The following is a 4998-nucleotide window of genomic DNA, read 5'->3' on the forward strand; positions in this document are numbered from 1 at the left end:
CGTCCCGGATCAGCATGATGTTGTCGGCGGCGAAATCCCAGTCGGTGCTGGCGAACAGCCTGCGAAAGCGGCCCTCGAGGAAGAAATCGTCGGCGTCGAGGACGCTGATGAAGGGTGAGCTCGAGCCGGCAATCGCGGCATTGCGGGCAAAGGACGGCCCCCGGTTCACATCGAGGCGCATGACTTTGAGCCTGCCGCTGCCGTCATCGGCGGCGCGCGCCACCTCGGCGGTGTCGTCGGTGGAGGCGTCGTCAACGACGACGACTTCAGCCGCTTCCGGCTCACGCAGCGCCGACGCTATGGCGGCCGGGATCGTTCGGGCGGCGTTACGGGCGGCGATGATCACGCAGACCCGGGAAGCTGTGCTGGACATCAATTGACCTCTCGATCGAACGAGTCTGTTTCGAATTTCCTGCCCCTGTGCCCCAAAACGATCGTCACCGGCTGCCTGCTTAGCCGACTGCCGGCCGTTCGAAAATGCGTCGGCTGAGATCGGCCGAAGCCGCCCAGCCGGCCTCGGCCAGATAGCGGACCGGCGCGCGGCCGCATAGTTCCCAAAGCACCGTCCTGCGCAGGGGCCAGCGCAGAGAGGACAGCCAGGGCGCAATCACCATGTGGAGGAGGTCGGCGTCGTCGATGCGCGACAGTATCCGCGTGGCGCGCTCCGACAGCAGCGTACCCGCGCCGCCAAACAGCACGTCGGCCGCCCTGAGGCCCAGCAGCAGCGTATCCTCCAGCCCCTGCCCGGCCGCGTAGTCGAGCAGGTCCCGCTGTTCGGCTTCGCCGAGGCGGCCGGCACTGGCCCTGACATCGCAGACATAGCCGGCGCAGGGCTCACGGTTGAAGAAGGCCTTGGCGACGCTGATGCAGGACAAGAGCAGCGTATCGGAAGCCGAAATGAAAGGCACATGATTGCCGGCGATCCCGACCTCGCGCCTGCGCCGCAGGAAGCCGTCGGTGTCACGCGGGCTCGGCGAGCCGGGCTGCTGCAGCCGGTAGTGGAGGTCGACGGTGGACGGCCTGGCGTCATCGCCACGGATCATGTGTTGCTCGCCGAGGAAACGCAGCCACCACAGCGAACGCGACTTGCCGGCGACCTCGTAGCCCATCGCGCGCAGCGCCTCGCGCGCCTTTGCAAAGCCGGCCTGCGAGACGAGGATGTCGACATCGCCCGACGGCTTCATGAAGTGATCGCCATAGAGCAACTGCTGCTGGAACGGCCCTTTCAGGAAAACGAAATCGATATGCCTTTCGCGCAGCGCCTGATGAATGGCCAAGGAATCCATGATGCCGGACGAATTCATCGAGACCGTGCGGCGACGGTAAGTGTCGAGCCAGCCGAGCAGTTCGGACGGCGCTTCGCCGGCTTTGGTATAGGACAAGGCCTTGAGCACGAAGATCGCAACCTTGTTCAGCCTGGCGATGTCGGCAACCACGGCGGTGGAGATGGACGGCGCCTGCACGCCGACTGCCACCGCACCCGGGCCGGGCGCGAAAAACAGCCTCAGGCACACCTGAACGTAGTCGACTTCGTCGGCGCAGTCGGCGGCGCGTAGCCTCTGGTAAGCACTTTCCTGCACGGCCATTCCCGACAAGGTCCTCGCAAAAAATCCGCCCAGCGTGTTATATTGCAACTGCGAAGAAAAGCATCGCCAAAATCGCCGCAGCCGTCCAGCATTGCTTTGTCGCGGCGGAGTCCTGCAACCACAGCGTTTACATGGGCGGCACTTGGGCAACTCGACAGGCGACCCAGTTCGAGCCTGCGATTCGACACGAATTCGGGCGCATCCGGCACAAATTCTTCATTCCTATAATGCGAGCATTTTGAGTCAAGAAGGACTTATAATAATTAAATCAAATGCTTAAATTGGCGCCGCCGACTCGGCGTTGAACTCCCTTTGCAGGGCATGGCAAGGATATGCCTGCAAAAGGCTTGATCACCAACCAAGGCAGGCGCAACCAAGAATTGATTAATGGTTGGTAAATCATGCTTGACTCATTTAGGGTGCCATGCAGCTATTGCGTTGCAGCATAGCAATGTGCTGCCGGCACTCGACAGGCCGTTTCCAGTCCTTACCGGAGAGTAAAATGGAACAGAATGTTGAAAAGCAAGAGTACGAGACGCCGAGCCTGACGGTTCACGGTTCGATCGAAACGATCACGCAGGGCGGCTCGGGCACGACGGCGCTCGACGCAGCATTCCCTGCGCATACGCCTTTCGACCAGCTTACGTTCTCTTGAGCTTGATTGTGTTCCGGGGCGCAAAGTTGGGGCTCCGAATACGTCTTCTCGGGAAGCCGGGGGCCCAATCCCCCGGCTTCCTGCCTGAGGCCGCGACCGGACCGGCACAAGGCCCTGGGCATCTCAACGATGACCTCTCGGGGCGACTCGGCTGATGCCGATCGATCCCTTCCTGGAACTGACGAAGCGTAGCGTTTTGTAGCGAGGTTTTAGGATGACGTGGGATCCGGCGGATCGAGACCGCGTAACAGCCACCAGCGACGCCGTGGCTTGCGAATTCGGCAACGGACTGGCGCTGCTCAATCTGCAAACCAACATCTATTACAGCCTGAACAGTGTCGGCGCCTATATCTGGGAACTGATCCAGGAGCCGCGCCCGGTTGCCGACATCCGCGCCGCGGTGCTCACGCGCTACGACGTCGATCCAGCGCGCTGCAAGGCCGACGTCGATGGACTGTTGAAAGGCCTGGCCGCGGCAGGGCTTGCGAGGCTCCACCATGAGGAACTTATCTAGGCTCCTCTCGCTCAGCGGTGCGGAGATGCTCTTCCTGGCGCGCTGCATTGTGGTGGTCGCCGCCGTGCGGCTGGGGCTGACGCTGTTTTCCTTCAACCGCGTTCGCCGCCTGGTGACCCGGCTTGACGCGCGCGAGGCGGCCAGCGTCGCCGATCTGAGACGCGTCGCCTGGGGCGTCGCGGCCGCGGCCCGCCTTGTTCCCCATGCGAGCTGCCTGACCCAGGCATTGTCGGGCCAGTACCTCCTCGCCCGCCAAGGCAACACCTCGAGAATACGCATCGGCATCGCGCAGGACACCGGAGCCGAACTGAAAGCGCATGCCTGGCTGATGAGCGGCAATCAGATCGTGCTTGGCGGCTCCCTTGCCGGGTTTGCCCATCTCGTCGACCACGGTCAGTGAACGATGAGCGGCGTCGCCGGAATCCTGTCCAGACGGGCTGGCAAACCCGCCACCGCCGCCGACATCCAGCAAATGCTGGCGCGCATGCGGCATCGCGCCCGTGACGGCGCCTCGTGGTGGTCGGACACGGCGATAGCCCTCGGCCATGCCTGGCTGAACACGACCGACGAAGCCGGGCCGGGTCCGCTGACGATGGCCGGCGGCAGGCTGGCGATCACCGCCGACTGCCGGCTGGACAATCGCGACGAATTGCTGGCGCGGCTCGGCGTCCGGGACAAGTCGGTCGCCGACGCCATGCTTGTGATGCGCGCCTATCTCACTTGGGGGGATGCCAGCCCCACCCATCTGCAAGGCGACTTTGCCTTCGCCATCTGGGACAGCGAACGCCGGGCGCTGTTTTGCGCCCGCGACCATTTCGGCGTCAAACCCTTCTATTATCACGCGAGCGACCGGCGTTTCGCCTTCGCCTCGGAGATCGGACCGATCCTTGGCCTCGACGACACCAGCGCGCGCATCAGCGAGCACCAGATTTCCGGCTTCCTGGCCGGGCTGACGGATGATCCGCAATCCACCGCCTACACCGACATCTTCCGCTTGCCGGCCCGCCACAGCCTGACGGTGACGGACAGCCAGGTGGTGCTGCGCCGCTACTGGCAGATCCAACCCTCGGGACGGCCGCTCCGGTCGGATGCCGCCGAGGAGTTCGGACATTTGTTCAAGCAGTCGGTCCACAATCGCATGCGCGGAACCGATGCGGTCGGCGCGATGCTGAGCGGCGGCCTCGATTCCTCCTCAATCGCCTGCGTGGCCGGGCTTGCGAGAGCCGCGACGCGCAAGCCCGGACTGCCGACCTTCTCGCTGATCTTCGAGAAAGGCTCCTCGATGGACGAGAAGCCTTTCATCGACGCCGTGCTTGAAAGGCCAGGCCTCGACAGCACGCTGATCAGCGTGGGCAACTATGCGCCCTTCGCCGAGTTCGAGCGCATCCTGGAGGAGCAGGAAGGCACGTTCCTGGCGCCCGGCCTGTCGCTGACCCGCAGCATCTACCGGACCGCCGACGCGCAGCGCATGAAGGTGCTGCTCGACGGCCATGGCGGCGACGAGGTGGTGTCGCAAGGCCACGGCCATCTGCACGAGCTGGCCGATGCCGGCAGGTGGATGGAGCTGTGGCGGGAATTGCGCGGCGCCTCGAATACCTATGGCGACGGCATGCTCGGCATGTACTTCAAATTCCTGACCGTCTACGGGCCGGCCTGGCGGATCGCGAAACTGAGGGGGATGGCCAATCGCGTCCTCGGCAGGCTGCGGCGCGGGCCGGCGCCTGCGCCGCGCGGCTGGGGCGGCTTGGTCAACCCGGAGCTTGCCCGGCGCACCGAGCTTGCCGAACGGTTCCACAGGGCCGGCTACATGCCGTCCAGCGTCAGCGCCAGCGAGGCGCTGACGCATCGCTGGATCCTGTCGACGGGGCTGGTGCCGCACGCCTTCGAGGTGCTCGACAAGGCCGCCGCCAATTTCGGCGTCGAGCCGCGCTATCCGTTCTGGGACAAGCCGCTGGTCGAGTTCTGCCTGGCGCTGCCGGGCAAGGAGAAGCTGAGCAGCGGCTTCGGCCGCTACGTGCTGCGCCGCGCCATGGACGGCATTCTGCCGCCCGCTGTGCAGTGGCGACGCGACAAGATCGATTTCACGGCCAATCTGGTGAAGGGCATGGTCGGCAACCATCGCGACCTGCTGCACAAGGTGCTGGTGTCGGACGCCGGCCTGATCGCGCCCTATGTCAACCTGCCGGAAGTAGCCGCAGCCTATGCCCGCATCCTGCGGCTACTTCCGGCAGGTTGACATAGGG

General features: G+C 64.4%; 5 protein-coding genes and 1 pseudogene. 4 read left to right on the top strand and 2 right to left on the bottom strand.

The window, feature by feature from the left end:
• Positions 1 to 373, bottom strand: a 373-nt coding sequence (locus tag EN742_RS24155) for a glycosyltransferase family 2 protein (protein ID WP_148670222.1), incomplete at its 3' end; no start/stop codon positions are given.
• Between the two features lie 79 nt (positions 374 to 452).
• Positions 453 to 1586 carry a nucleotidyltransferase family protein gene (locus EN742_RS24160; RefSeq protein WP_126056858.1) on the bottom strand — a complete coding sequence of 378 codons (1134 nt, stop codon included), beginning with the start codon at positions 1584 to 1586 and terminating at the stop codon, positions 453 to 455.
• Between the two features lie 502 nt (positions 1587 to 2088).
• On the opposite strand from EN742_RS24160, the gene EN742_RS24165 reads away from it, so the two are divergent.
• The 4 genes and pseudogenes from EN742_RS24165 to EN742_RS24180 all read left to right on the top strand — a co-directional run.
• On the top strand, positions 2089 to 2241 hold the full coding sequence (locus tag EN742_RS24165) for a lasso peptide (RefSeq protein WP_126056859.1): 153 nt from the start codon (positions 2089 to 2091) through the stop codon (positions 2239 to 2241).
• 214 nt (positions 2242 to 2455) lie between these two features.
• On the top strand, positions 2456 to 2755 hold the full coding sequence (locus EN742_RS24170) for a PqqD family protein (RefSeq protein ID WP_126056860.1): 300 nt from the start codon (positions 2456 to 2458) through the stop codon (positions 2753 to 2755).
• Positions 2739 to 3155, top strand: coding sequence for a lasso peptide biosynthesis B2 protein (locus tag EN742_RS24175; protein ID WP_126056861.1), 417 nt, complete (start codon positions 2739 to 2741; stop codon positions 3153 to 3155). Before EN742_RS24170 ends, EN742_RS24175 begins: the two co-directional genes overlap by 17 nt.
• 3 nt (positions 3156 to 3158) lie before the next feature.
• Positions 3159 to 4973: pseudogene (locus tag EN742_RS24180) on the top strand (lasso peptide isopeptide bond-forming cyclase); the annotation flags it as partial.
• Positions 4974 to 4998 lie beyond the last annotated feature (25 nt).

The organism is Mesorhizobium sp. M4A.F.Ca.ET.020.02.1.1 (genome assembly GCF_004022645.1).
Classification (GTDB): Bacteria; Pseudomonadota; Alphaproteobacteria; order Rhizobiales; family Rhizobiaceae; genus Mesorhizobium.

Excerpts from the sequence above, each read along its gene's own strand:
- EN742_RS24165 (WP_126056859.1), top strand. The coding sequence starts at position 2,089 with ATGGAACAGAATGTTGAAAAGCAAGAGTACGAGACGCCGAGCCTGACG.
- EN742_RS24170 (WP_126056860.1), top strand. The coding sequence starts at position 2,456 with ATGACGTGGGATCCGGCGGATCGAGACCGCGTAACAGCCACCAGCGAC.
- EN742_RS24160 (WP_126056858.1), bottom strand. The coding sequence starts at position 1,586 with ATGGCCGTGCAGGAAAGTGCTTACCAGAGGCTACGCGCCGCCGACTGC.
- EN742_RS24175 (WP_126056861.1), top strand. The coding sequence starts at position 2,739 with ATGAGGAACTTATCTAGGCTCCTCTCGCTCAGCGGTGCGGAGATGCTC.